Below are 25,967 nucleotides of genomic sequence, written 5' to 3'. Positions count from 1 at the left end.
GCGACGACGTGTCCGCACCGGGTCAGACGCGCTGAACCTTGAGCCTGGTCTTCAGATCCGTGCGGCAGAAGGCGTGCAGGAAACAGGTCTTCTCGGAAATATCCAGCATCTCCTGTGCGGTTTCGTCGCTCTCCCCCGTCTCCAGGTAGACATGGGTCTCGATCGGATCCGCTTCACCGGCCCGGCCCGTGCCGCCACTCGCGCCGCCCAGGCTGAAATGGGTGTCCTGAACGATGCGGTAATCCGGAAGATCCAGTTTCAGCATGGACACGAAACGACCGAACTGGGTCATGAAGCAGAAGGCGATCCCGGCGCTGATCAGCGTATTGGCATCCGGGGCGCGCCCGTCTTCGGAACTCAGGAACCGGAACGACGTGCCATAGGGCGAATACTGCATCTGCTGGAGATCCTTGATGCCGTCCTCGCGCAGAACGGCGACGGCCCCGATGTTGAGCCTCCGGTCCTGTTCGTCCGACAGGGACGAGCCGCCGGCCGTGGTCCCCTTGACGACATCCTTTTTCGGCGTCGGGCCGACCGGCTCCATGAGCGTCAGGTCGCCGGCCGCCCGCCGGGCCAGATCAAAATGGTTGCCCGGATCCGGGAACAGAGCGCCGTCCAATTCGGCGACCTGTGCCGTGGCCAGTTCGCGGCCGTTCTTGCCGAGCTTGAACAGGCTCTCCAGCTGGCCCCGCATCAGCCCGTTGAGCGGCGAGGCATATGTGGCGTTGATCAGGAACGCGTTCAGGGACGCATCATCCAGGTCGCAATCGATCTCGACCTGCAGATCGATGTTCTCCGCGCCACCCACCATGGTGCGCTTCGGCATGGACCCCTTCATGGTGTAATAATTGTCCTGGATCAGCTTCAGCTTGCGGATCTCGACACCCTGCTTTCCGGCCAGTGCCAGGATCTCGTTCATGAAGCTCGCGACCATGCCGGTGGACAGAAACGCCAGCGGGCACGGCGCCGCGTCGTGGCCATTGAGATAAGGGCCTTCGTCGGAGACCAGCCGCCACGTGTCGCCGGTTTTCGCCGACCGCACCAGCGCTTCCTTCTGGAAACCGGACAGGGACCGGATCCAGGTGCGCAAGGCATCTCCCTTGCGGTTCGCGGGGGTATCGATCCCGACTTCCCCGGCGTTTGCAACCTTGAAGAACGGCACGACACCGCTTTCGCGGATAACGTCTTTTCCCATCGCCGCCATCGGCATGTCTCCTTGATCCGTTTGAAGTGCTGTGCGCGGAGAGATTTCCGGCGTTGAGTGTCGATATGGCCCGACCGGCCGCCTGCGGACCGTCTGCCTGTCAAGCGGCGTGTTTCAATTGATCCACCGCCACGGCGAACCCGGCTCCCGGGTCGGGTCTGTCAGGTGTCTATTCCGGAATAGGCGACCAGGTCGGCGACGGTCAGGTTGGCGTCGCGCTTCTCGAACATGCGGATATATTCGATCATCGTATGCGAATGCTCCCGCATCACGCCTTCCGCGCGAACCGCATCCCCCTTTTCAATGGCCTCGAAGATCACCTGGTGTTGTGCGTTGCCCAGCCGCAAGCGAAAAAAGCCGCGTTCGACCTGGTCCGGCGTGTCGGCGACCGCCCGGTCGAAGACCATTGATCCCACGGCCAGCATGGGCAGATGGCTGATCTGATCGCAGGTGTAACCGACATAATCGTTGCCGCAGGCAGCCAGTATCGTCGTATGGAAGATCTTGTTCGCCGCCTGCATCTGCCGGATCACTTCGTTGTCGATCCGGCCCAGACTGATTTGCCTGTCGATCGCCTCGATGGCGCGCGCCATGTCCGGCAGGTACGTCGCCCGGTCCGGGGACTGGGCCATAAGCCGTGCGGCCAGGCTTTCCAGATGTCCGCGGACCTGAACCGCCTGCAGAATATCTTCGACGTTCGGGCTCTGGACCTGATAACCGCGGCCTTCGCCGCGCAGGATCACCCCTTCTCGCTCCAAAAGACGAAGGGCCAGTCGGACCGGGGTCCTGGAGACGTTGTGGGTCGCGCAGAGCTGCGCTTCCGACAGGCGTTCGCCTTCTTCGTAGGCCCCGTTGATGATGTCGGCCCTGATACGCGCGGCAAGTTCTGTGTCGATGGATTCCATCCTGTCATACAGTCCATTTGGGATCCCAAAGTCAATCGAAAACGACGTTCTTCAGAATTTTTTTGCAAAAATCACTTGATTTGGGATCCTTTTCCGGTGTTCCCTAGCTGTGACGCGGTGAAAATCCGCCGAGGCAGGCTGCCGCGACCTGGGTTTGGGATCCCAAAAACGCATTCGCCTGCCATGCCAATCTCGGGAGGAACCAATGGCAATCACTCGTTTCAAACTGGCCCTTGCACTTGCAGCAGCAGTCGGGTTTTCCGCACAACCGGTCTCGGCCGAAGAGCTGACCGTGGCCACCTTCGTGCCGCCGCAGCACCACACCAACACGGTCATGTTCAAATGGTTCGGGGAGGAACTGGAAAAGCGGTCCGGGGGCACCCTGACCATGAAGCTGTTCCCCGCCGGCCAGCTCGGTGCGGGTCCGGTCCAGCAATACAAGCGCGCGGTCGAAGGCGTCGCGGACATCACCTTCGGTGTGTCCGCCTATACGCCCGCGCTCTTTCCCAAGACCATGCTTGCCATCCTGCCAGGGACGCCCGAGAACGCAGACGAGTCCACCCGCCGCATCTGGGCCAATTTCGATGAGTACCTCGCCGACGAATACACCGATGTGAAGGTTCTCGCCGTGGGAACAGTCGCGGGCAACCTCTGGGTCGGCACACGGAACGTGTCGACCATGGAGGGGTTGAAAGGCGCCAAGCTGGTACCCTATGCGGCAATGACAACACCGCTCGTCGAAGCGCTCGGCGCGGTGCCGGTGCAGATGCCGGTGACCGAAATGTACACGGGCATCAGCACCGGCACGATCGACTCGGCAATGGCCTCGTACAACAACCTGACCCCGCCCTGGAATTTCTGGGATGTGTCCACCCATGTGGTCGAGAACGTGCCGGTCAATTTTGCCGTCACATTCGCCGTCATGAACAAGGAGCGGTACATGGGTCTTTCTGAAGAGCATCGCGCGATCATCGACGAGCTTGCCGGGTTGCCCATGTCGCTCAAGCTGGCGGAATCATTCGATGGTGCCGACGAGCGTTCCAAGAAGATGATTGCCGAAGCCGACAAGGGCTACGAGTGGATCGTGGTTTCGGATGACGAGCGCGCCAAGATGGACGCGGCGGTCGCCGTCGGCCTCGATGAGGTCTTCGCGGATTACGAAACCAGAGGCATCGCGAACGCCCGCGAGATCTACGACGCGCTCAACCGGTAATTCGCCGGCGCGTGCAATCGCATTCCGGACAGGGCCAGGCCTGCCTGCACCGCCCTGTCCGGGGCCAGTTCTCCTGAACGTTCCATCACGAATAGGGTGTCCAATGGTCGTCATCGTCCCGTCCAACAAGGCTGTACAGGCTTTCGAGGGGCTTCATCTTTATCACGGTGATATCTCGAACTGCTCGATGCGGGTCCGCATGACCCTGATCGAGAAAGGTCTGCCCTGGACCAGTCATCATCTCGATCTGAAGAAGAAAGAGAATATTTCGGAAGCCTATTTCGGCATCAATCCGAATGGGCTGGTCCCGGCGCTGGTCGATGACGGCGTGGTGCATATCGAGTCCAACGACATCATCGACTATCTCGACGACGCCTACCCCGAACCGTCCTTGCGCGGCGAAAACGCGGACGGAATGCTTGAGTGGCTTCGCCTGGCCGCATCCATCCACGTGCCCGCCGTCAAGCCCTATGTCTATGCGACCAGGATCGCCAAAAAGGTCAAGAAGACGGCCGAGGAAGAAAAGAAATACGCCGAACTTCAGAAGAATAATGAGCTCAAGTCGTTTCACTCGAAACACGCGGGCACAGGCCAGTTCAGCGCTCAGGACCTGGCAAGGTCGGAAGCGATTCTCGCGGAGTGCTTCACGAAGCTCGACCAGGCACTGGAAAACAACGCCTGGATCATGGGGGACCGGTTCACCCTGGCCGATATTTCATGGGTCCCGCTCCATTTCGTTCTCGTCGGCTGCGGCTATCCGTTCGAAAAGTTTCCGAATGTCTCGCGATGGGCTGCGGCTTTCCAGACCAGGAAGAGCTTTCAGGAAGGCATCCTGAAGTGGTGTCCCGATTTTTCAAAGGTTTGAAAACGGCTCGAGGGAGGGGTGAGATGTCAAACGAGAAAAGAATTTCCGGGCTGACCGGCCTGCTGGACGCCGTGCTGATCCGGGTCTCCCTGATCTGTGGTGGTGCAACGCTCATTTTCATGACCGGCTTTTCGGTCTGGAACGTGCTGATCATGCGCAAGGCCCTGAACAACCCTGTCGTCGGCGCCGAGGATCTGCTGGTCCTGGCGCTTGTGGTGATCGTCGCGCTGTCGATACCGCTCGGCGCACGGACCGGAGCACATATCGAAATCGAAGTGCTGGAAAGCAGCATGTCGGCCGGATTCGCAAGATGGTCGATGGTCCTCGTCAAGGTGTTTTCAAGCGGGCTCCTCGCTTTCATGGCGTGGCGGTTGTGGCATGCCGGCCTGAGTGCCGAGCGCTTCGGCGAGACGACCCAGCAACTGCTGATCTCGTTCGAGCCTTTCTATTACGCCCTGTCCGTCTCGGTCGCTCTTTACGCCATGATCCTGCTCCTGGACATCTGGCGGCTCGTGCGCGGGGACAAGATCACTCTGCTTAGAACAGGTGGCGGACCACTATGATCAACATGACCGTTCTGGGCCTTCTCGGCCTGCTTTCCCTGTTCGTGTTGCTGGCACTGCGCATGCCCGTCGCCCTGTCCATGCTGGGCGTGGGTTTCATCGGCACGGCCGTCGCCAATGCCAACAAGTTCATCGGCATCGGCATGACCTCCGACCAGGCCTGGGCGCGGGGCTGGAAAATCGCGTTTTCGAACCTCTCCGGGGAAACCTTCGAGGCCGCGTCGAACTTCAATCTGCTGGTGATCCCGATGTTCGTGCTGATGGGCAATCTGGCGGGTGTCTCGGGCATGTCGAACGACCTCTTCACGGCCGCCTATCGCTGGATGGGACACATGCGCGGCGGGCTGGCCTCCGCCACCATCGCCGCCTGCGCGGGTTTCGCCGCTCTGTCGGGATCGTCGCTTGCCTCCGCTGTCACCATGGGCCGCGTCGCCCTGCCGGAGATGAAGCGCTACAAGTATTCGGACAGCCTGGCGACCGGGTCGGTGGCCGCCGGCGGCACTCTCGGTTTCCTGATCCCCCCGTCCGGCGGCATGATCATTTACGCCGTGCTGACGGAACAGTCGATCGGGCGGCTGTTCATGGCCGGGATCATTCCGGGCATCATCCTCACCCTCCTGTTCATCGGGGCGATCTATCTGGTGGTGGCGCGCAAGCCCGAGGCGGGCCCGCGCGGCGAACGCTCCGGGCGCACGGAACGCCTGATCGCCCTGAGAAGGGCGGCACCGATCCTCGGCGTCGTGCTGGTGACAATCGGCGGCATGTACACAGGCTTCTTCACCCCGGTCGAAGCATCCTCCGTCGGCGCCTTCTTCACCTTCCTCGTGGCCCTCTGGCGCAGGTCGCTCAACCTGAAGGCCACGCGCGACGTGATTCTTCAGACGATGAACGCAACTGCCACCGTCTTTCTGATCATCATCGGGGCCTTCGTCTTCATACCCTTCATGTCGCTGACCGAACTGCCTGCGCAGCTGGTCACCCTGCTCACCTCGCTGCCCATCGGCGGTGTGGGCGTACTCCTCTTGATCATTCTTGCCTACATGTTCCTGGGCATGTTCCTGGAATCCATGGCAATGCTGGTGCTGACCATCCCGGTCGTGATCCCGATCGCGATGGGCATGGGCTGGGACCTGGTCTGGTTCGGCATCATCGTGGTGATCGTGCTGGAAATGGGCATGATCAGTCCACCGGTCGGCATCAACGTCTTCATTGTCAAATCGATCGCGCCCGAGGTGCCCATGAGCCAGATCTTCCGCGGCATCTGGCCCTTCTGGTTCGCCATGGCCGCAATGCTCGGCCTTCTCATCCTTTTCCCCCAGATCGCGCTTTTCCTGCCGCAGACGATTGTCGGCGGATAGCGATAAAGGAGTCGTCACATGGACGCTAAACCGGATTTCAGGACACTGCAGCATTTCATCGCGGGTGACTGGGTCGACGCTGCCGGCGGCAGAACGTTCGAAGTGCTGAACCCGCTGGACGACAGTCTCTATGCCCGCGCGGCCCGGGGCAGCGGCGATGACATGCGCAAGGCCGTCGCGGCCGCCGCGGCCGCCTTCGGGAATTACCGCGAAACCCTGCCCAGGGAACGCGAACGCTGGTTGCTGCGCATCGCCGAAATCATGGAGGAACGGAAACAGGACCTGCTCGACTGCCTGATCGACGAAATAGGCTCTCCGGTCCAGAAGGCCATGTTCGAATTCGACAAGGGCCTGACCATGATCCGCGCGGCGGCCGGCATGTGCCGCAACGTGCGTGGCGAGACCATTCCCTCGGACGCGCCGGGCAAATTCTCCATGTCGATCCGCGAGCCGCTCGGCGTCGTCGCCGTGATCACGCCGTTCAATGTGCCGCTGATCAAGACGACGCGCCTTGTCGCCAATGCCCTGGCGGTCGGCAACACGGTGGTGCATCTGCCTTCGGAAATGGCCCCCCATCTGAGCCTGCTGTTCGCGGAAATCGTGGCCGAGGCCGGTTTCCCGGCCGGAGCCTACAACGTGGTCACCGGCTACGGCCATGAAATCGGCGACGATCTGACCGGTCACGAGACCGTCGATTTCGTCACCTTCACCGGTTCTTCCGTGGTCGGTCAGCACATCAGCGAGATCTGTGCCAGGAACAAGACACCCAACACGCTGGAACTCGGCGGCAAGAGCCCGACCGTCATTCTCGCCGATGCGGACCTTGAAAAGGCCGTCCCGCTGGCAGCGCGTTCGATCTTCATGTTCGGCGGCCAGGCCTGCATCGGTTCCAGCCGGTTCTATGTCGAACGTCCCGTCTACGACGAATTCGTCAAACGGTTCGCGGCGATCGCGTCGAAGGTCGGCATGGGGGACCTGCGCGATCCGGCCACGGTCATCGCGCCGATCATCTCGGAGCGGCAGCGCGCCCGGGTCAGGGATCACATTGCCGATGCCGTTGCAAAGGGCGCGACCATCGTGACCGGCGGCGACTGGGAGGGCAATCGCTGCCGGCCGACCCTTCTGACCGGTGTTACCGGAGACATGACTGTCTGCAGGTCGGAAACCTTCGGACCGGTCACCGCAATCTATCCGATCGACAGCTACGAGGAGGGTCTGGAGAAGGCCAACGACACCGACTACGGCCTGTCCTCGGCGATCTTCACCAGGGACATCGACAAGGCCTTTCACTTCGCCCGCAACATCGGCGCGGGCATGTGCCACATCAACGGCCCCACCATCCATGACGAGGCCCATGTGCCCTTCGGCGGCAATGGCGCAAGCGGGGTCGGTCGCGAAGGCACCGATTCCGACATGGAGGCGATGACGGAACTGAAATGGGTCACGGTGCAGCTATGACATTCACACTCTATCATCACGGATCTTCCGTCTGCGCCGCCAAGGTGCGGTTCGCCATGGCGGAAAAGAAACTCGCCTGGGATGGCGTCTATATCGACATCCTCAAGGGCGAACAGTTCGAGCCGGACTATCTGAAGCTCAATCCCAAGGGCGTGGTGCCGACACTGGTTCATGACGGCACCGTCATTCCCGACAGCACGGTCATCATCGAATATCTCGACCAGATCGCGCCGGAATCCAGCGTTCATCCGACCGACCCCTGGGAACGGGCGCAGGTGCGTTACTGGACCAAGGCGGTCGACGAGGATCTGCATCCGGCCTGCGGCGCGGTTACTTTCGTCTGCTCGCACAGGCACACCGTCCTGAAGAAGCTCGGACCCGAAGGCGTGCGGAAATTCCTCGCCTCCACCCCCTCCATGTCCGTGACATCCGACTGGAAAAGCCGCAAGGACAGCTTTACCCGCCATGGCTTCGACGCGCCCGGCGCGACGGAAATGGTCAAGCTCTACGACACCTATCTCCACAAGATGGAAGTCGCGCTGAGCGGCGACGACGACTGGCTGGTCGGCAACAGGTTTTCCATCGCCGATATCGCCATGACGCCCTACGTCAATCGCCTGGCGATGATGTCGATGCGCGGCATGTGGGAAAACGGGCGCCTGCCCCATGTCGACAACTGGTTCGCCCGCATCGAGGCCCGGCCCAATTTCCGGAAGTGCCTGATCGACTGGGTGCCGGAAGACCTGACCAACGATCTGCGCGATAACGGGGCCAAGAGCTGGCCTGAAGTCGCGAGAATTCTTCAAATCGGACTCTGAACAAGGGAGGCGTCCATGGGCCGTCTGGAAGGAAAAACCGCAGTCATTACCGGTGCCGCTCAAGGCATCGGTTCCCTCATGGCCAAAGCCATGGCCGACGAAGGGGCCAAGGTACTTGTGACGGATGTGCAAGACACAGCCAGCGCGGTACAGGCGATCACCGATGCCGGAGGTACAGCCCTAGGCATGAAGGTCGATGTGACCTCGAACGACGATCTCAAAGCCATGGTCGAAACGGCAAGGACCGAACTTGGCGGGCTGGACATCATGGTCAACAACGCCTCGATCTTCGCCACGATCAAGCCCAGGCCCTTTTTCGAGATCAGCGACGACGAGTTCGACCTGATCATGCGGGTCAATGCCCGCGGCGTTCACCAGGTCATGCGCGCAATCGTGCCGACGATGATCAAGGCCGGTGGCGGCAAGGTCGTCAACATCGCCTCCGGCACGTTCTATTACGGACCGCCGGGCCTGTCGCACTACACTGCGTCCAAGGGCGCCGTGATCGCGCTGACCCGCTGCCACGCGCGTGAGCTGGGCGACATGAACATCCAGGTCAACGCCATCGCCCCAGGGCTCACCGAAAGCGCGGGCGTTCGGGCCAATGACGGCTTCGACATGGCCCGCGGCCCCACGGTCGCCACCCGGTCGATCAAGCGCGAGATGCTGCCGGAGGACCTTTTGGGGACCCTCCTGTACCTTGCCTCGTCCGACAGCAACTTCGTCACCGGCCAGACCCTGAATGTGGACGGCGGCAAGGTCAACATCTGACGCACCGCCGCCCGGAGCGCAGTCCAACCGCAAAAAAAGACGGCCGGGCTTTTCTGGAAAGCCCGGCCGGATTTTCAGGACGTCGGCGACAGCTCCGTCAGCGCGGTGCCAGGATGGCGATCAGTTCGTTGGCGACGTTGGCCATTTCCATGCCGGCGGAAAAGTTGAACTGGCTGATGGAGATGAAGACGCCGACGCCGCGGCTCGGTGCGAACGCCAGGTAGCTCAGCAGCCCTTCGCTGCCGCCTGCCTTCTGGATGATCAGCGGGCTGTCGCCCTCCGGCATCATGATGACCCAGCCGAGACCCATGGCGTTCATGTGGCCGGACTCGTCCAGACCATAGACCGGGTTCATGCCGTCACGCATCGCCCAGGCCGCGTGGCTGATCCCCCGGGCTTCCGCGCCCTCGCTGCCGAACCGGTCGAGGTTCCATTCAAGATACCGCAGCATGTCGTTGGCGGTGGTGTAGAGTTGCGAGGCTCCCGATCTGTTGGCGAACTGCGCGCCCGGAACCATCTCGTTGCCTTCCCAGTCATAGCCCGTCATGACCGTGTCGCCGGTGGGTCTTTCATACCCTGTCGCGGTCAGCCCGATCGGATCGAGAACCTTTTCCTTCAGCAGCGCGTCATACGGCTTGTCCGCCGCCCCCGACAGGGCCATCGCCAGCAGGTCGAAACCGACATTGGAATACAGCATCCCGGTGCCGGGCGTGAACAGCAGGCCCGCGTCCTTCAGGTTGGCCTGGAAAGAGGCGTCGCTGTATCGTTCGACATCCGGAACTTCCTGCAACTCGCGCTTCAGGCCACCGGCATGGGTGGCAAGATCGACGAGGCGGATCTTGTGGCCGTCGCGCTCGGGCAGCGTGTCGACCAGGTCGATCAGCGGGCCGGCCGGGTCGGTCAGCGCGACGGTGCCCTCGGCGGCAAGGGTCGCCAGCGTCAGGCCCGTGAACGACTTGGTAATGGAGCCGACGTTGATCGCCGTGTCCGCGTCCGGCGTCTTGCCATTGCCCTTTTTGGTCTCGCCCAGCCCGTAAAAGGCGGTTTCGCCATCGCGTACCGCGGCAATCACCAGTCCCGGCACGCCGGTGTCGAGGTAGAAGATCTGACCAGTGAATTCAATGGCTTCCTGAAGAAGCGCGTCTTCGGCCGCAGCCGGTGCTGCCGCGACAAGAAAGGCAAGGGTAATGGCTTTGAACTTCATGAACATGTCCCGAAAAATACGAATGCATCGGCATCCAATGGTTGCGATCCGGGGACGGTAGCCCCGCACGGTGCACCATGCCAGAAAAAACTGGAACCGGCCGGGACCTGCTCTGGCCAAGTCGTGGCGGCCACAGGATCCCGGGGCGCCGGGAACCACTGCCCGCCGGCAACTTCCTGACACATCCGCCTTGCCCGGAGCTTGCGGGAGACGTGCCTGGCACCTGTTGGCCGATGACAGGCAAGTGCCTGACCGGACCGCCGGACCCGGCTCTCCTGACCGCCCGCCTGTCAGGCCTGCGCCAGAAGTAGTCCGAGCAGCGCGCAGACCGCCAGGGTGAGCGGTATGCCCTTGTGCAGGCGCAGCATGAGCAGGCCCGCGACCAGCGTCAGCACCGGCACCCGCCAGTCCAGTGTGGTCACATCCGGCACCAGCGGCCGAAGCGGCCCGAATTCCTGCCGGGTGACATCCGAAAACGTGACCTGCAGGGCGAACCAGATCGACAGGTTCAGGATCACGCCGACAACCGCCGCCGTGATGGCGTCCAGCGCACTTTTCAGTTTCGGCATGGCATGAAGCCGCTCGATATAGGGCGCACCGGCAAAGACCCATAGGAAGCACGGCACGAAGGTCGCCCATAGCGTGACTGCGGCACCGGCAGCCCCCATGACAAGATCCGGTCCGCCTGCTCCATCGCGCGCTGCCGCCAGAAAACCGACAAACTCTGTGACCAGGATCAGCGGCCCCGGCGTGGTCTCGGCAAGACCGAGCGCATCCGCCATTTCCGCCGCGCTCAGCCAGCCGAACCCGTTGACCGCCTCCTGCGCCATATAGGCCAGCACCGCATAGGCGCCGCCGAAGGTGACCGTCGCCAGCACCGAGAAGAACCGGCCGATTTCGCCCAGAACCTGCCCGGGAAAGACAAATTCCAGCAAGAGCAGCGGACACCACCACAGCGCCAGCCAGACCAGGATTGTCCGTACCGTGCCCCAATGGCTGACAGACGCCCCGCCCTGCGCAACCTCACCAGCAGTCCCGCTCCCGTTCCCCGAAACCAAGCCAACCGCAGCGGCAGCTGCTATCACCAGCGGATAGGGCGCATCGAAGACGAACAGCGCGACGAAGGCGCCCGCCGCGATCCAATAGTGCAGCGGCCGGGTGAGCGCCCGCCGGGAGATGCGCAGCAGCGCCTCGAGCACGATCACCAGAACCGCCGCCTTGACGCCCAGAAACAGCGCCTGAACCAGCGGCAGCGCCCCGAAGGTCACGTAAAGCGCGGCCAGCAGCAGCATCAGCGCCGCCCCCGGCAGCACGAACAGCAGCCCCGCCACAAGCCCGCCGACCATGCCGTGCATCCGCCAGCCCGCATAGGTCGCCAGTTGCATGGCTTCCGGCCCGGGCAGAAGCATGCAGAACGACAGCGCGTTCAAAAAGGTCTGCTCTGACAGCCAGCGGCGGTCCTCGACCACCTCCCGGTGCATCAGCGCGATCTGGGCCGCGGGCCCGCCGAACGACAGCACCCCGATCCGCGCCCAGACCCGCGTCGCAGCGGCAAGGGACGGCACGCCGTCCCCATTCGCGGTTTCATTCGCCGTCATCAGGACCACGGCTCCGCTTTGGTGGCAGATGAGGAGGCCGGGGTGGAGGCTGAACTGGAAGATGGAATCCAGTCGTGGCCTTCCTCGAACCCGTCCCGCGCCCAGCGATAGAGCGCGTCATAGACGGTCATGCCGGCATCAAGCTGCTTCACATCGTCCGAATACTGCCGCGACAGGCCGACCGAGACCGCCAGCAGGCCCGCCGCCTGGGGCGATAGATCGTGCCGGTTGGTGTCGGCGGCGCGAATGACATCCGCCAGACGCTCCAGAGCCGCGCTCTTGAGCTCGAATGTCTCCAGCATCGTATCGAAGGTGCAGCGGTCGCCGTGGTGCGAGAAATGCACGTTCTCGACGTCGAACGGCGTCGCGCCATAACGGCTCGCCACGCCTTCCACCTCGACGGGGGACACGAACAGAAACCTTGCCTTTGGGTCGACAAACCGGCGGATCAGCCACGGGCACGCGATGCGGTCGATTTTCGGACGGTGCCGTGTGACCCACAGCGTCGCGCCATCGACCGGCTCCGGAATAGATCCGGCGGGGATCCGCAGGGTTCCGGGCGTGTCCCGCCAGGCATACATGCCGCCGGACAGATATTCCGCCTGAACCCCTTCCGTGCGCAGCCAGGCGACCAGCCCCTGACTGAGCTTGATCCCGCGCTGGCAGGTGATGACGCAAGCCCTGCCGTCCAGCCGCTCGACAAGCCCGCGCTTGTCCGTATGCGGGTGCCGGAACGAGCCGGGGATGAAATACGGATCCTCGTCGAAGTCCGGATCGATGGAAATATCGACGATCACCGGACAGTCCGGCGTGCCGATCAGGCGTTGCAGATTGGAGATGGTGATTTCATTGGGGGCTGGCATTTTCGGCTCCTTGATCCTCAATCGAACACACTTGCCGCCGCCACCGGCGCCGAAACAAATGTCGCTCGCGAATCTTGAGCCTGAGCCTCACGGGGCGTTCGCAGGAACCCCATGGGGAAGGAGTAGCGGTGTGGTGCGGGGGTGTCAACGGGGGGAGCGACCTGCGAGGCTAAGCCCAGCCCTCACGGTTGTCATTCCGGACAAGTGCAGCTTGCTGCGCGCTGATCCGGAATCCAGCGCATCAGCGCGAGCGTGAGCGAGCACGGGTTTTCTTAATTCATCACTTTGAAAATGGCCGCGCCTGCGGCGCGAAGGGGGCGCTCGATTCCGGGTCGTCGCGCAGCTTGCGCTGCACTTGCCCGGAATGACATTAGAGAGGCTGGCGCTCCGTGGCCCCCCTACCAATCCGGCGCAGACCCAAAGTCACAAATATCCCGGAGTTCATCATACGCCCCGGCCGACGCCCCCAGGACCGGTGCGGGGAGGGTCAGGCCCGGGCCGTCCGGGAACGGCAGGATGCGGCCGCCGGCCTCGAGGATCAGGACATAGCCCGCCATGCAATCCCAGGCGTTCATGCGGGGCTCGGCATAGCCGACCAGCCGTCCGGCGGCGACCCAGGCCAGCATCAACGCGCCGGAGCCGTAGCGCATCCAGCCGACACCGGCGTCCATAAGCTCGGTCAGCATCCGGCCGACGCGATCGCTCGCCACCCGGTCGTTCGCGCCGATGCCCAGCAGACCGGCGCGCAGGTCGCCGTCGAGGGCACGGATAGGCTCCCCGTTCAGCGTCGCGCCCTGCCCCCGGCAAGCCACGAACAGCTCGTCCAGTATCGGCGCGTAAATCACGCCCAGCACCGGTCCGTCGCCGTCGCGGGCGCCGATGGAAACGCACCAGCCCGGCAGGCCGTTCAGATAGGGCGCCGTCCCGTCGATCGGATCGAGCACCCAGGTGAAGCCGGAGCTGCCTTCGCTCAATCCGTGTTCCTCTCCCAGGATCGCGTCCTCGGGAAACGTCTTTTCGAGCGCGTCGCGGATCAGCGTTTCGACTTCCCGGTCCGCCTCGGACACCAGATCCGTCACATGGCGCTTCGTCTCGACGACAAGCGCGTCGCGCCGGCGGAAATAGTCCAGTGCCAGATCTCCGCCACGCCGGGCCAGATCGACGGCCAGCTTGAGTCGCTCCGCATTCATGTCGTTCGTCATCATGCACCTCCAGGGATGAGCGCAACACCGCGCGGGCGTACTTCCAGGGCAACCGCGGTACCCGACGGCAAAGGCATGTCGCTCTCATCGTCGACCACGAAAATCTGTCCCAGCGGACCGTCGATTTCATATTCGACATGATCGCCGAGATAGGCGGAAGAGGCGATGGTGCCCTTTATGCCCGTGCCTTCGGTTGTCACTTTCAGCGCGTTCGAGCGCAGCGATATCTGCGTGGGCCCCGGCAACTGGCCCCTGGAGGGCAAGGACAGCGTCACACCGCCCAGTTCAACCTGCGCGGCATCGCCATTGACCGAGATCACGCGGCCCTCGACCACATTCGCTTCGCCGATGAAGTCGGCGATGAAGTCCGAGGCAGGAGATTCGTAAAGTTCGCGAGGCGTGCCGATCTGCGCGATCTTGCCCTCCTTCATCACCACGATGGTGTCGGAGACGGCGAGCGCTTCCTCCTGATCGTGGGTGACGTAGACGGCGGTGAGGCCGATCCGCTGCTGCAAGTCGCGAATGTCCGTGCGCACCTTGCGGCGCAGCCGCGCATCGAGGTTCGACAGCGGCTCGTCCAGCAGCAGCACCTGCGGCTCCAGCACCAGCGCCCTTGCCACCGCGACCCGCTGCTGCTGACCGCCGGAAAGCTCCGCCGGCAACCGGCCCGCGAGGCCGGACAGGCCCACCAGTTCCAGCGCCTCTTCCGCGCGCTTGCGCGCCTCGGCCGATTTCATGCCGCCCGCTTCCAGCCCGTAGGCAACGTTCTGGCCGACGCGCATATGCGGGAACAGCGCATAGCTCTGGAACACCATCGACACGTCCCGCCGGTCGGCAGGCAGGCGGGTGACATCGTCGCCGCCGATCAGGATCTGCCCGTCCGTCGGGCTCTCCAGCCCCGCCAGCATCCGCAGCGTCGTTGTCTTGCCGCAGCCGGACGGCCCCAGCAGGGTGACCAGCTTGCCGGGTTCAATGTCCAGCGTCAGATCGGGAATGGCGGTGAAACTGCCGAAGGACTTCCGCACGTTGCGGAACGCCACAGCGCCTTTTGTCTGCGTCATGCTCGTGCTTCCTTTGCAGAGAAACTGGAATTGGCGGCCTTTTCCTCACCCCGCCGGATACGGCGTTCCCCGACCAGCAGCTGGAAGCCGCCGATGACGGTGATCATCACCAGGATCAGGACCGAGGAATAGGCGATCGCGATGCCGTATTCGCCGTTCTCGACCAGCCCGACGATATAGGCTGTGGCCATGTTGTATTTCGCGCTGACCAGAAAGATCACCGCCGAGATCGAGGTGATTGCCCGCACGAAACTGTAGACCAGCGCGGCGAGTATCGCCGGGCGCATGAGGGGCAGGATCACCTTGCGCATGGTCCGCCCGGAGCTCGCCCCCAGCGTCAGCGAAGCCTCGTCGAGCGAGCCGTCGAGCTGCGCCATGGCGGCGACCCCGCCGCGTACGCCCACGGGCATGTTGCGGAAGACGAAGCAGGCAATCAGGATCGCTGCGGTGCCGGTCATCTGCAGCGGCGGCAGGTTGAAGGCCATGATGTAGCTGATGCCGATCACCGTGCCGGGAATGGCAAAGCTCATCATCAGCGCGAATTCGAACACCGAACGCCCCGGGAACCTCTGGCGTACGATCAGCCATGCGGTCAGCAGCCCCACCGCCGCGGTCAGCGGTGCGGCGATCAGCGCAATCTCCATCGTCGTCCAGAAACTGTCCCAGGCAACGCCGGTCCAAAGCACGCCGTTGTCCCAGCCAACGCCGAAGGCCTTGGCGTAGTGGTCGAGCGTCAGGGAATGATCGAGCCCCCAGATCTTCACGAAACCGCCGAACAGGATCATCGCATAGACCGTGATGGTGAAGGCCGCCCAGGCGACGGCCACCGTGATCACTGGCAAGCCGACCCGGCGCGGCAGACTGATATGCCGCCCGCCGTCGCCTTTGCCGGTCACCGTCGCATAGTTGCGCCCGGACAGCCAAAGCCGCTGCGCCAGGAAGGCCGAAAGGGTGAAGACCAGCAGGATCATCGCCAGCACCGCCGCGCGGGACGGATCGTTCTGCGCCCCCACCACGGCGAAAAAGATTTCGGTCGACAGCACGCCGCCGGAGCCACCCAGCACCAGCGGGTTGCCGAAGTCGGCCATCGACTCGATGAAGCCGATCAGAAAGGCGTTCGCCAGCCCCGGCGCCATCAGCGGCAGCGAGACCTTGCGGAAGGTCCGCCAGCGGTCGGACCGCAGCGTCTGGCTGGCCTCTTCCATCGACGGGCTGATCCCGTCCACGACCCCGATCAGGACGAGGAAGGAAATCGGCGTGAAACTCAGCATCTGGGCGATCCATATGCCGGTCAGGCCATAGAGCCAGCGGCCCAGTTCCCAGCCCGTGGCGGCTTCGATTACCTGGGTCAGCGATCCGGACCGGCCAAGCAGCATGGTCAGGGCGAGGCCGACGACGAAGGGCGGTGTGATGATCGGCAGCACCGTCAAAAGGCGCAGCGACTTCTTGAATCTGAAGCCCGTGCGCGTAGCCACCAGCGCGAACACCAGTCCCAGCAATGTCGTCCCGGTCGCGGTGCAGATCGCCAGGAAGAAGGTGCGCCATGCGACCCCGCAGTTTCCGCCCCAGAAGCACGCCAGCGACCAGATTTTCGGATCGACGATGTTCCGGCGCACGCCTTCGCTGGTGAAGGAGCCGTCGAACTCCTGGAACGCACCGGTGAACATCGACACCAGCGGATAAAAGACAAAGGTGGCGACCAGCAGCACCAGCAGCGTGATCGCGCCGAGCACGAAAGCATCGCCCTTGAGCGCACCGCGTTCAGCGGCGCCAAAAGCGATCATCAGGGCAAAGAGCGTGCCCATCACGATGGCGCCGGCGCCGAAGGCCGGTTGCCCGGCAACTTCGCCGAAACCCGCTTCCAGCAGCCCCCAGTTCCAGCCGCGCAGGCCGATGGCCAGCCCCTCGGCCAGCATCCAGGTCAGACCCGCCGCGCCGACGGCAATCAGCGCACCGCCGCGTTTTCCGGGAGCCTGTGTCACCCGCAGCAAGACGGCAACGGCGAGCAGCGCCAGAACCGGCCAGAGCTGCCAGCGCCCCGTCAGTCCCTGCACCAGGCCCGGCCAGAGTTTTTCTGAAGAAATGAAATCTTCCAGCCATTCGAAGCTGAAGAAGCCCGAGCGAATGCGGTACCAGGGCAACGCGATCAACGCGAAGACCCCGGCCGCAAGGATCAGATCGAGCCTGCGGTTGTCTCTGGATGTCATGGATCGGTCCGATGGGTCTGGAAGGCAAGGCAGCGGGTGACCGGAAGGCCACCCGCCCTGTCAGGGATTTACTGGAGCGGCAACGAGCCGACCTCTTTATCCCAGCGCGCCAGCAGCGCCTTGCGCCGGTCCGCACTGCCGTATTCGGCGAAGTCGTAATCGATCAGCTTGATCGTCGACAGATCCGGAGCTTCCTTGGGCGGCTTTGCACTGGCGTTGGAGGGGATCTGGAACGAACCTGCCTCCGGCATCATGCTCTGGACTTCCGCCGTCAGTACCCAATCGTAAAATGTCTTTGCAGCTTCGGGGTTTTGAGCCCCCTCGACCATGGACATGGAGCCGATTTCATAGCCCGTACCCTCACAAGGGGCGACAACGCCGATCGGGAAACCCGATACTGCCTGCGCGACGGCGTCATGCTGGAACACGATCCCCAGGCCGGTTTCGCCGCGCGCGGCGGCCTTCACAGGCGCACTGCCCGACTTGGTGTATTGCGAGACATTGGCGTGCATCTTCTTGAGGAAGTCGAACGCCTCGTCTTCACCGAGCAATTGCACCAGCGTCGCCAGCGTCGTGTAGGCGGTGCCAGACGAGTTCGGGTCGGCGATCTGGATCTCGCCCTTCAGCGCCGGATCCAGCAGGTCAGCCCAGCACTTCGGCTCAGAGATGCCCTTTCCTTCAAGAATTTCGGTGTTGTAGCCCCAACCGAGCGCACCGGAATAAACCCCCACAGTGTGATAGTCGGAAACCTTGGCCTGGCCTTGCGCCCAGTCCTGAAGCTCAGCCAGCATGGGCGATTCATACTTCGCGCTCAGCCCGTCCTGGCCGGCCTGAAGATGCGGATCGCCGGTGCCGCCCCACCACAGATCGGTTTGCGGGTTGCGGGCCTCCGCCCGGATCTTTGCAAAAGCCTCTCCCGACGACAGACGCACCATGTTCACGTCGATGTCCGAATGACTGGCCTCGAATTCGCTGACCAGCTTTTCGCAGATCACCACGTCAGCCGAACAGATCAGATTCAGCTCGTCCGCCATTGCACTGGCAGGCAACAAGGCAAAACCGCCCAGAAGGGCATATTTCAATGACTTCATGATTTCCTCCCATTTTCCCAAAAATCTGGGAATAGATGCTATGCACACCTGTGCATCAAATTGCAATCAACCTCAGCGTTTGTCAATAAAGTGTCAGAAAAATAGGATAATTAGATCGAAAGAGGCAGATGCACAGCATTGCAGAGGGTTCACATGATCAAGAACAAGGTAAGCGCGAAGGATGTTGCGGAACTGGCCGGTGTGTCGCGCACGGCCGTCTCCCGGGCGTTTACACCCGGCGCATCCGTCTCTTCCGAAACCCGGGCCAAGGTGCACGCGGCGGCCGAAACACTGGGCTACCACGTCAACAATCTTGCGCGCGGACTTCTGACCTCTAAGACAGGCATCGTTGCACTGATTGCCGGCGAGATTCAGACCCCCTACCGGTCCTTTCTGCTCGCCACTCTGTCCGAGAAGCTGCAGGCAGCAGGCAAGGTCGGCCTGCTCATCAATACAGACCGCTCGGACGAAAGCGTTGCGCAAGCGCTGCGGCAGGCCATTTCCTATCGCACGGATGCAGCCATCGTACTGTCCGGCATGCCTGATGCCTCCCTGGCCGAAACCTGTCTTCGCAATGGCATGCGTCTGGTCCTGATCAATCGCAACGAGGAACGGGCCGGCGCCTTGCGGGTCAGGGTGGACGATCTTGCTGCCGGGCGGCAGGCCTTCGCCTCGCTTGCGGCCGCCGGGTGCAAACGCCCGGCGCTTGCCTCCTCCAAGGCAGGAACCCCCAGCCTGGAAGACCGCTGCAGGGGGTTTCGCGCAGCCGCCGCAGAGGCGGGATGCGAGGTCATCGAGGAGGCGAGCGGAATGACATCCTACCAGACCGGGCTGGACGTGGGCACACGGCTGCTGACCCGCACTCAAAGACCGGACGGCATCTTTTGCGTGACGGACCTGATCGCCTGCGGCGTCGTCGACGCGGCCCGCCGCCGGTTCAAACTGCGTGTGCCGGAAGATGTTTCCGTGATCGGTTTCGACGATATCGAGCAGGCTTCGTGGGAAAGCTACAACCTGACGACCTTTCGCCAGCCGGCGGAACAAATTGCCGAGGCCGCAGTCACCTATCTATCCGAAGCGCAGGACGACACACCGCGCACGGTCACGCTCCAGTCGCGCCTGATCTGGCGCGGCAGCATCCTCGCCTGAAGGTCGCGAGCCATCTCCCGGACCTCACCTCAGACCTTCCGCCCCAGATACACCGCCTGGGTCACTTCACGCCCGTCCTGCAGCGGGTTCGCGAAGACGACCGGCTCGGCCCAGGCCTCCTCGAAGGCCTCGCCGAGCAAATCCGTGATCGCCCCGTCCGGGGCCTCGTCGGACCACAGGCCGACAACCCCGCCGGGCTTCAAGAACCGCTTCAGACCGCGCAGGCCTTCGGCGGTGTAGAACCCTTCCGACCCGCCATGCAGCAGGCGCTCCGGCGTGTGGTCGATGTCGATCAGGATGGCATCGTATTGACGGGCGGGCCTGTCCGGATCGAAGCCGGTGTCCGACGCCGCCTGGGCAAAGAAATCCCCCTGCACCAGCTTGCAGCGCGGGTCGTCGGCCAGTTCGGTCTTCATCGGCACCAGCCCTTCCCGGTGCCAGCGGATCACCGGCTCCAGCAGGTCGACAACCGTGAGCCGGGCAACGGTGTCATGCGCCAGCGCGGCCTTTGCGGTGTAGCCGAGGCCCAGCCCGCCCACCAGCACATCCAGATCCCCGCCCTTCAACGCCGCGACCCCCAGATCGGCCAGCGCCACTTCCGAAGCTGTGAACAGGCTCGACATCAGGTGCTCTTCGCCGAGCAGTATCTCGAAGACATCGGTCTTGAGGGCGAGGATATGCCGCCGCCGCAGGGAGATCGCGCCGATGGGCGTGGGTGAATAGTCGAGTTCTTCAAACAATGCGCTCATCAGGGCACCATGGCGATGGATTGGCGCTTTGGGAAGAGCGGACCTTCGGCAGAGACACAAATCGCCATGGACATCATGGCCAAGCCAAGCCGAACGAGCAGGCCTCTCCACTTGCTCCCGCCCCCTCGAGCCGGGACCCCGGTGGCCTGCCTCTCAGAACACCTGCAGGGTCACCAGCGCGACAATCAGATAACGCGCCGTCTTGGCGATCGCCACCAGGATGGCGAAACTCCAGAAGGGTTCCCTCAGCACACCGGCGGCCAGGGTCAGCGGGTCGCCGATCACCGGTGCCCAGCTCATCAGCAGGGACCAGCGGCCGTAGCGGCGGTACCAGCCGGTGGCGCGTGCCAGCTTCTCGGGCTTGAGCGGAAACCAGGACGCGTCAGAGAACGCCGCGGCGCCGCGACCAAGCCCCCAGTTGACCATGGACCCGAGCGTGTTGCCGAGGCTGGCCGCGGCAACCAGCAGGACGACGGGCTCGGTTCCGGCGGCAATCAGCCCGGAAAGCCCGAGTTCGGACTGGGCCGGCAGAAGCGTCGCCGCCAGGAACGAAATCCCGAAGAGGCCGATGAGGCTGGCGCTCATGGGGCGGGACGGGCCGGCATATTCAGGAGGAAGATCATGGCCCTCCTATACGACAAAACGCGGAGCTTGCCATAGACTCTCGAGAGAAGCCGTCCGGCATCCACGCTCTCTGACGTCATGAACGCATTTCGAAAGAGATTGCCTGACCACATCCAAGGCGGCCTTCCCCGACTTGATCGGGGAAGGCATCGGGGAGGAGGCGACCATCTCGCAAGAACGGTGGACGTAATCGCTCCCGGCCGGGCAAAGCTCTTGAAGGGGGGCGGAGCGCCGGAAACCCGGTCACACCTGCACATCGCCCGCGGCAGACCTAGGACCCCTGATCCATCATTTTCGCTGCGCTGCCTCCGCGATGACGATGCCAAGAAAAAAGACCCGGCAGCCAAAGGTGCCGGGTCTTTCGCGGCGAACCCGGTACGCGCCATCGCCCGTGCCGGGTGCCCCGGGCACCTGTGCTCCTACCCGGCGAGTGGCGGACTCAACCGGGCGAAGCCTTCCTGCCTCCGGTAGGGGAAATGCGGATAAGGCGCCGTGACCGCACTGGCGGCGTCCAGCCTGCCGATCTGCTCACCCGAGAGCGACCAGCCGACCGCGCCGATGTTCTGGCGAAGCTGGTCTTCATTGCGCGCGCCTATGATGACGGAGGAGACCGTCGGACGCTGCACAAGCCAGTTGAGCGCGACCTGCGGCACGGTTTTCCCGGTCTCGCGACTCACCTCGTCCAACACATCCACCACGTTGAAAAGATGGTCGTCTTCCACGGGCGGACCGAAATCGGCGGTCTCGTGCAGACGGCTTCCTTCGGGCAGCGGCACGCCCCGTCTGATCTTGCCGGTCAGCCGCCCCCAGCCGAGCGGGCTCCAGACGAGCGCCCCGATCCCCTGATCGGCACCGAGCGGCATCAGATCCCACTCGTAGTCGCGCCCGATCAGCGAATAATAGACCTGATTGGCGACGTACCGCGGCCAGGCGTTTTTTTCTGCGGCCGCCAGCGACTTCATGATCTGCCAGCCGGAAAAGTTGGAGACGCCGGCATAGCGGATCTTGCCGTCCCGCACGAGCGTGTCCAGCGTGGCAAGCACCTCCTCCACCGGTGTGAAGGCGTCGAAGGCATGGAGCTGGAAAATGTCGATGCGATCCGTACCGAGCCGCTTCAGCGCGTCTTCCACCGACCGGATCAACCGCAGCCGCGACGACCCTGCCTCATTCGGCCCGTCCCCCATGGGCAGGCCTGCCTTTGTCGAGATCAGCACCTTGTCCCGCCGCCCCTTGAGCGCCGCGCCGAGGACTTCTTCCGACGCGCCGCCGGAATAGACATCGGCAGTGTCGAAGAGATTGATCCCCGCTTCGAGACAGATGTCGACAAGGCGGCCGGCTTCCTTGACGCCGGTATTCCCCCAGGCGCCGAACAAGGGCCCCGATCCGCCAAAGGTGCCGGCGCCGAAACTCAGGACAGGGACTTTCAGACCGGACCGGCCGAGCGTGCGATATTCCATTGGATGTTCCTTTCGATTGTCGCGCTGAGCGAAAGATAGACGCGGATCCTTTGTTGAATTAGAATGCCGTCAAGAATATCATCTGTGAATTGAAGGAAAGATGGAGCGCTCCCAGGTCAATCGGTCCGGAGAAATGGAAGTCTTCGTGCAAGTGGTGGAGCAAGGCGGCTTTTCAGCTGCCGCCCGCACCTGCCTGATGACACCGTCCGCCGTCAGCAAACTTGTGTCGCGCCTGGAGGCCAGGCTGGGCGTGCGGCTGGTCAACCGCTCGACGCGCGCCCTTCAGCTCACTCCCGAAGGCTGTGCGTTCTATGAACGATCCTCGGGCATCCTTGCGGATATGGAGGACGCGGAGCGCAGCGCACGCGCCGGAGAAGAGCCTGTCGGCCGCATCCGCCTCAACACCAGCGCGTCCTACGCGGCCCATGTCCTGGCGCCGGTCCTGCCGGTCTTCCTGGAGCTTCATCCCGGCATCACGCTTGATCTCGTCCAGACCGACAGGGTCGTCGACCTGCTGGCGGAGCGGACGGATGTGGCGGTGCGCGCCGGCCCGATGAAGAGTTCAAGCCTCGTCGCCCGCAAACTTGGCGAGACCGCCATGGTCATCGTCGGTTCTCCCGCCTACCTCGAGCGATTTGGAACACCTGCCGGCGTTGAGGATCTTCAGAAGCATTCCCGGCTGGGGTTCGGCTATGCCAGAACGGTCGATGGCTGGCCGCTGAAGGACAAGGGCGGGACGATCGTGCTGCCGGTTGCCGGCCGCGTGCAGGCAAGCGACGGCGAGGCCCTTCGCCGGCTCACCCTGAGCGGAAACGGGCTCGCCCGGCTGGCCGCCTTCACAGTCCGCGACGATATCGCCGCCGGCCGTCTTATCCCCGTGCTCGATCATCTCAATCCCGGTGACAGGGAAGCCTTTCATGCCCTCCATATCGGCCAGGGCGGTCCGTTGCCCTCCCGTGTCCGGGCTCTGCTCGACTACCTGGCGGACCATGGCAGGGTTTCCTGAGGTCTCTGGACCCGGGCACCAGGCGTTCATGCGACCGTTTCAAACGAATGAAGGCCCGGCAGCCGAAGCCGCCGGGCCTTCCGTCAGGTCCTGGCCTGAAAGTTCGGGGAGGACCTTGAACGATTTGCCTCAGTTCAGGCGGGACACCGGGCCGAGGTCGATGAGCTGGGTTTCACCCGGCGCATCGTCGACGCCGTCATTGTCGGTCACCAGGATCAGGCGGCCGTCGGCGGTGATGGTCAGGCCTTCCGGCTTGTCCAGAACCCAGCCCTTGCCCTTGGCCATGGCCGGCAGGATGTCCATCGCGAAGTGCTTGTCCAGAACCGGAAGCGTCTCGCCATGGGCCGCGGGCGTGACGCCCTTCAGCGAAATCGTGGTGATCTGCTTGATGGCGGCATCCTCACCACCCTTGTTGTCGCGCTCCAGGATGGCGAAGTCGCCCTCGCCCATGGAGACGATTTCAGACAGGCCGACCCAGCCGCCGGCGGCGCTTTTCGGCGCGTCGAGCGGATAGTGGACGAAGCCCCAGGACTTGTCCGCCGGGTTGTAGATGGCGATCTTGCTGTGACCCTTCGGATCGTCCTTCCACTCGCGCTGAACGGCGACGGCGACGAGCGTCTGGCCGCCCATTTCGAATTCGGCGACGCCTTCAAAGGAGAAGCGCTGCGCCTGGTCGATCAGAGACTGCGGCAGGGTGATTTCCTCGCTCACCGCACCATCGGCACCGACCTTCAGCAACAGATGCCTGCGGTCGTTTTCCGGATGGCCTTCTGACGCCAGCCAGAAGCCACCGTCTTTCGCGACCGAAATGCCTTCCAGGTCCAGCTTGGACTGGTTGAAACCGGTGACCGTCACATAGGAAGTGATCTTCGCCGGCTTGGAGGCGATGTCCAGCGTGTAGATGCGGGCATCGTCATAGAAGCTGTCGCTGACCGCGTAGAGCGTGTTGGCATCCTGCGGGTCCGCTGCGAGAGCCGACAACGCGCCCCAGCCGATCGGCGCATGCTTTTCCGGGTCAAGCATGGAGACAATCGACGGATAGGCCGGAGCCTCGGCGCCGTACTGGTAGAGCGAGACATGCGAGCGCACACCGTCTTCGTCCACCTCGTTGGCAACCGCGAACAGATCCCGGTTCGGGATTGCCAGCAGGCCTTCCGGACCGACATGGGTCGGCAGAAGCTGAACGAATTCCGGCTCGGCGCCGGTGTCCTTGTAGACCGCCACGAAATTGCCGCGCTCGGAATTGACGAAGATCAGCGTCTCGCCGCCGAACGCGCCGATGGCGACGCCTTCCGGCTCGGTGCCCTTCTTGGCGGCCCGCTTGGCCGGGTAATGACCGTGCGACATGCTCAGATGTTCCATCTGGTTGCCACTGTCGAACAGAACGTCGCCCTTGGAGTTCCAGATCGTGAAGCCGCGCGAGCCGCCTTCATAGTCGCCTTCGTTGGCCGTTACGAACCGCTCGTCGTCGATCCAGGCAACCGCATCCGGCTCTCGCCGGACATCTTCCGTGGAACCCGAGGCATCGCTCATGCGGGCCTTGGAGACCGGAATGTTTTCAGCGGACGCCGTGCCGGCGGAGAAATGCGCGGTCACGTCGCCGCTTGCCAGGTCGACAATCGCGATGTGGTTGTTTTCCTGCAGGGTGACGACAGCCTGGTTCTTCGAGTTGATGGAAACGAATTCCGGCTCCGGATCGGTCGGCGCCACCTCGGCCAGACCGGTCATGTCAACGATGCGGACCGCGTCGCAATTGGTCGGCATACCGTTGTCGTCGAGGTCGAAGATCGCAAGATGGCCGGCCGGCATCTGCGGGATGACGCCGTCATTGAGGTCTTCGTCGCGCTCGTTCTCGATGGCGATGGCAACGAACTTTCCGTCCGGCGAGATCGCAACGCTGTCCGGCTGGCCCTTGGCGTCGCATGTCGCGGTGATGCCCATGCCATCCAGCGCGATCACGGCCATGTGGCCGGTGGCATTGATGAAGTCTTCGCTTGTGTTGACACCGGCGTAGGCGGCCCTGGCGCCGACGGCAACGGATGTCGGCTCACCGCCGAGCGCGACGCGCGCCAGCGGCTGGACATTCAGCGGATTGGCGGCATTGACGAACACGATCGCCTCGCCGGGGCTGTCGGTGAAGGCCAGCGTGCGGCCGTCCCTGGAAGCGTAGATGATTTCGGCAACCGTCTCCGTCGCCTTGTCGGCACCATCCGGCAGGGTCTTGTAGACCGGGTAGGAATTGATGCGCTCGAAATAACCGGCCTGGGCAGCCGGAACGGCCCCGAGGCCGAACAATACGGCAAGACTGACACCTTTTAAAAAACGTCCGCGAAGGTTCGCCACTGCACTTGCTCCCACAAATGTCGAGTTAAAGATGGCGGCAAGCTAGAAGGGCTCCTTGCAAGATCGGTGACACTTGAATGAAGCTTTGATGACACACGGCGGTGGATGGAATCTTCAGGCGGTTTTTCCGGCATCCGGGAAGACACATCCGCAAGTCCAATGAGCTTGCGACGCAACCCGGATATGCGATTTTCGCAAGGCTTCAGACCAGAAAGGACTCGACTTCGATAGCCGGGTCTTCCACTCTGGTGGTTCCCC

Annotated in this window: 22 protein-coding genes; 9 read left to right on the top strand and 13 right to left on the bottom strand. The window is 63.2% G+C overall.

The features are described 5' to 3' along the window. Positions 1-22: 22 nt before the first annotated feature. Both WNZ15_RS14680 and WNZ15_RS14675 read right to left on the bottom strand, forming a co-directional pair. A complete protein-coding gene (locus tag WNZ15_RS14680) occupies positions 23-1,204 on the bottom strand; it encodes an OsmC family protein (RefSeq protein ID WP_342893731.1) in 1,182 nt (393 codons plus the stop codon). A gap of 161 nt (positions 1,205-1,365) precedes the next feature. Continuing rightward, the gene (locus tag WNZ15_RS14675; protein ID WP_342893730.1) at positions 1,366-2,109 is read right to left on the bottom strand and encodes a GntR family transcriptional regulator; all 744 of its coding nucleotides are present in this window, start codon (positions 2,107-2,109) and stop codon (positions 1,366-1,368) included. A 205-nt stretch (positions 2,110-2,314) separates the two neighbouring features. On the opposite strand from WNZ15_RS14675, the gene WNZ15_RS14670 reads away from it, so the two are divergent. The 7 genes from WNZ15_RS14670 to WNZ15_RS14640 all read left to right on the top strand — a co-directional run bounded on the left by WNZ15_RS14670 (position 2,315) and on the right by WNZ15_RS14640 (position 9,155). Next, entirely contained in the window at positions 2,315-3,322 is a 1,008-nt protein-coding gene (locus tag WNZ15_RS14670; RefSeq protein ID WP_342893729.1) for a TRAP transporter substrate-binding protein, read from the top strand. 103 nt (positions 3,323-3,425) lie between these two features. Next, a complete protein-coding gene (locus tag WNZ15_RS14665; protein ID WP_342893728.1) occupies positions 3,426-4,187 on the top strand; it encodes a glutathione S-transferase family protein in 762 nt (253 codons plus the stop codon). Positions 4,188-4,210: 23 nt separating this feature from the next. Further along, positions 4,211-4,750: a TRAP transporter small permease gene (locus WNZ15_RS14660; protein ID WP_342893727.1), complete on the top strand. Its 540-nt coding sequence runs from the start codon at positions 4,211-4,213 to the stop codon at positions 4,748-4,750. After that, positions 4,747-6,108 carry a TRAP transporter large permease gene (locus tag WNZ15_RS14655; protein WP_342893726.1) on the top strand — a complete coding sequence of 454 codons (1,362 nt, stop codon included), beginning with the start codon at positions 4,747-4,749 and terminating at the stop codon, positions 6,106-6,108. The genes WNZ15_RS14660 and WNZ15_RS14655 overlap by 4 nt, the downstream gene beginning before the upstream one ends. Before the next feature lie 18 nt (positions 6,109-6,126). Next, entirely contained in the window at positions 6,127-7,566 is a 1,440-nt protein-coding gene (locus WNZ15_RS14650; RefSeq protein ID WP_342893725.1) for an aldehyde dehydrogenase family protein, read from the top strand. After that, on the top strand, positions 7,563-8,384 hold the full coding sequence (locus WNZ15_RS14645) for a glutathione S-transferase family protein (RefSeq protein ID WP_342893724.1): 822 nt from the start codon (positions 7,563-7,565) through the stop codon (positions 8,382-8,384). Before WNZ15_RS14650 ends, WNZ15_RS14645 begins: the two co-directional genes overlap by 4 nt. Before the next feature lie 15 nt (positions 8,385-8,399). Next, positions 8,400-9,155 (top strand): SDR family oxidoreductase, encoded by a 756-nt coding sequence (locus WNZ15_RS14640; protein WP_342893723.1) that lies wholly within the window; start codon positions 8,400-8,402, stop codon positions 9,153-9,155. A gap of 97 nt (positions 9,156-9,252) precedes the next feature. Here the strand turns inward: WNZ15_RS14640 and ampH are convergent, their stop codons facing one another. The 7 genes from ampH to WNZ15_RS14605 all read right to left on the bottom strand — a co-directional run bounded on the left by ampH (position 9,253) and on the right by WNZ15_RS14605 (position 18,381). Beyond that, positions 9,253-10,359, bottom strand: a complete 1,107-nt coding sequence (gene ampH, locus WNZ15_RS14635) for a D-alanyl-D-alanine-carboxypeptidase/endopeptidase AmpH (RefSeq protein WP_342893722.1) — start codon at positions 10,357-10,359, stop codon at positions 9,253-9,255. 290 nt (positions 10,360-10,649) lie between these two features. Next, the gene (gene chrA / locus WNZ15_RS14630; protein WP_342893721.1) at positions 10,650-11,957 is read right to left on the bottom strand and encodes a chromate efflux transporter; all 1,308 of its coding nucleotides are present in this window, start codon (positions 11,955-11,957) and stop codon (positions 10,650-10,652) included. Continuing rightward, a complete protein-coding gene (locus WNZ15_RS14625) occupies positions 11,957-12,820 on the bottom strand; it encodes a sulfurtransferase/chromate resistance protein (RefSeq protein ID WP_342893720.1) in 864 nt (287 codons plus the stop codon). Before WNZ15_RS14625 ends, chrA begins: the two co-directional genes overlap by 1 nt. Positions 12,821-13,218: 398 nt before the next feature. Beyond that, on the bottom strand, positions 13,219-14,022 hold the full coding sequence (locus WNZ15_RS14620) for an inositol monophosphatase (protein ID WP_342893719.1): 804 nt from the start codon (positions 14,020-14,022) through the stop codon (positions 13,219-13,221). Continuing rightward, positions 14,022-15,083 (bottom strand): ABC transporter ATP-binding protein, encoded by a 1,062-nt coding sequence (locus tag WNZ15_RS14615; protein ID WP_342893718.1) that lies wholly within the window; start codon positions 15,081-15,083, stop codon positions 14,022-14,024. The genes WNZ15_RS14620 and WNZ15_RS14615 overlap by 1 nt, the downstream gene beginning before the upstream one ends. Next, a complete protein-coding gene (locus tag WNZ15_RS14610; protein WP_342893717.1) occupies positions 15,080-17,290 on the bottom strand; it encodes an iron ABC transporter permease in 2,211 nt (736 codons plus the stop codon). Before WNZ15_RS14610 ends, WNZ15_RS14615 begins: the two co-directional genes overlap by 4 nt. A gap of 68 nt (positions 17,291-17,358) precedes the next feature. Beyond that, on the bottom strand, positions 17,359-18,381 hold the full coding sequence (locus tag WNZ15_RS14605) for an ABC transporter substrate-binding protein (protein WP_342893716.1): 1,023 nt from the start codon (positions 18,379-18,381) through the stop codon (positions 17,359-17,361). Positions 18,382-18,534: 153 nt separating this feature from the next. Between WNZ15_RS14605 and WNZ15_RS14600 the strand changes: the two genes are divergently transcribed. Beyond that, on the top strand, positions 18,535-19,530 hold the full coding sequence (locus tag WNZ15_RS14600; RefSeq protein WP_342893715.1) for a LacI family DNA-binding transcriptional regulator: 996 nt from the start codon (positions 18,535-18,537) through the stop codon (positions 19,528-19,530). Between the two features lie 29 nt (positions 19,531-19,559). Here WNZ15_RS14600 and WNZ15_RS14595 read toward each other — a convergent pair whose 3' ends face one another. The 3 genes from WNZ15_RS14595 to WNZ15_RS14585 all read right to left on the bottom strand — a co-directional run bounded on the left by WNZ15_RS14595 (position 19,560) and on the right by WNZ15_RS14585 (position 22,360). Beyond that, positions 19,560-20,279, bottom strand: a complete 720-nt coding sequence (locus WNZ15_RS14595) for a spermidine synthase (RefSeq protein ID WP_342893714.1) — start codon at positions 20,277-20,279, stop codon at positions 19,560-19,562. Between the two features lie 153 nt (positions 20,280-20,432). Further along, the gene (locus WNZ15_RS14590; protein WP_342893713.1) at positions 20,433-20,864 is read right to left on the bottom strand and encodes a YqaA family protein; all 432 of its coding nucleotides are present in this window, start codon (positions 20,862-20,864) and stop codon (positions 20,433-20,435) included. A gap of 458 nt (positions 20,865-21,322) precedes the next feature. Then, complete coding sequence (locus WNZ15_RS14585; protein WP_342893712.1) at positions 21,323-22,360, bottom strand: aldo/keto reductase; 1,038 nt, start codon at positions 22,358-22,360, stop codon at positions 21,323-21,325. Positions 22,361-22,460: 100 nt separating this feature from the next. On the opposite strand from WNZ15_RS14585, the gene WNZ15_RS14580 reads away from it, so the two are divergent. Continuing rightward, positions 22,461-23,366, top strand: coding sequence for a LysR family transcriptional regulator (locus WNZ15_RS14580; protein WP_342893711.1), 906 nt, complete (start codon positions 22,461-22,463; stop codon positions 23,364-23,366). 129 nt (positions 23,367-23,495) lie between these two features. Here the strand turns inward: WNZ15_RS14580 and WNZ15_RS14575 are convergent, their stop codons facing one another. Continuing rightward, entirely contained in the window at positions 23,496-25,709 is a 2,214-nt protein-coding gene (locus WNZ15_RS14575) for an esterase-like activity of phytase family protein (RefSeq protein ID WP_342893710.1), read from the bottom strand. Positions 25,710-25,967 lie beyond the last annotated feature (258 nt).

It is taken from the genome of Roseibium sp. AS2 (assembly GCF_038900065.1).
In the GTDB taxonomy this organism is placed as follows: Bacteria; Pseudomonadota; Alphaproteobacteria; order Rhizobiales; family Stappiaceae; genus Roseibium.
This window is presented reverse-complemented; position numbering and strand designations above follow the sequence as displayed.